Genomic DNA, 1,145 nt, shown 5'->3' on the forward strand with positions numbered 1-1,145 from the left:
CGCCAGGTCGTCGTCGGTCAGCGGGGAGACCCAGACCCAGGTGTTCACTCCGATGGAGAACATGGCGTCCCTCTTCGTCGTCGGTCCTGGAAGGAGCCGATCAGCTCTTCTTCCCGCCCCAGGTCTCCGGGAATCCGGGCAGGGATTCGCACCCGCACAGCGCGTAGTGCAGCGGCGGCATGTTGGGCTTGAGGTAGGTCGACAGGTTCTCGCTGGTGACCTTCGGCTGCGGCAGGTTCCACATCTTGGGCACTTCCTCGCCCTTGAGGATCTTCAGCGCGGCGATGATCGGGGTGCGCCACTGGTAGGTCGGATACGTGGGGGCGATGGCGGTGAGGTTGGCGTCCTTCCACTTCTGCAGGAAGTCCTGCTGGTCCTCGCCGTTGATCGGCGGCACCGGCAGGCCCGCGTCCTCGAACGCCTCGATCGCCGCCACCGCCGTGGCGCCCGCGTCCATCCAGACGCCGTCGATCTTGCCGTGCCGCTGGATGTAGTCGCTGACGATGCTCTTGGTCTTGGCGGCGTCGCCGTCGGTGAACTCCACCCCCACGACCTGGACCTTGCTCTTGTCGAACACCACCTTGGCCGCCGACCAGCGGGTCTCCAGCACGTCCACGCCGGGCAGGATGCGCAGCGCCAGCACCTTCCCGCCGGCCGGCACCTTCTCGACCAGGAACTCGGCGGCGTCGGCGCCGAAGGCGTAGCCGCCGATCGGCTTGATGAACGTCACCGGGCAGTCCGTCTCCACACCCCGGTCGAACACGATGACGGGCACCTTCCCGCAGGCGGCCGTCACGGCCGGGGTGAGCGTGGCCGTGGTGTTCGGCGAGACGATCAGCGCGTCGCAGCCCTTGGCCTGCAGCTCGGCGATGTCGGAGATCTGCTTGTCGTCCTTGCCCTCGGCATCCAGCGCGGTGAACTTGGTGATCTCCTTGTGCAGGCCGGCCTCAGCCTGCATCGTCTTCCAGCCGACCTGCCGCCAGGGGTTGTTGACCGCCGCGTTGGAGAAGCACAGGTGGTATGGCCCGTCCTTCTTGTACTTGGCCGTGTCCGTCATCTTCGGGGCAATGGCCTGCTCCCACGGCTTGTCGGAGGGACCCTCCGGGGTCTGGGTGCGCATGGCCAGCTGGGCGTCGAAGTCCGCC

1 protein-coding gene is annotated in these 1,145 nt (G+C 67.2%); it reads right to left on the reverse strand.

Annotated features, from left to right (window positions below; all coding sequences use genetic code 11):
• Positions 1 to 100: 100 nt before the first annotated feature.
• Positions 101 to 1,145, reverse strand: a 1,045-nt coding sequence (locus ACFKCF_RS61620; protein ID WP_394506797.1) for an ABC transporter substrate-binding protein, incomplete at its 5' end; no start/stop codon positions are given.

Origin of the sequence: Nonomuraea sp. JJY05 (genome assembly GCF_043496855.1) — a bacterium.
GTDB lineage: Bacteria > Actinomycetota > Actinomycetes > Streptosporangiales > Streptosporangiaceae > Nonomuraea.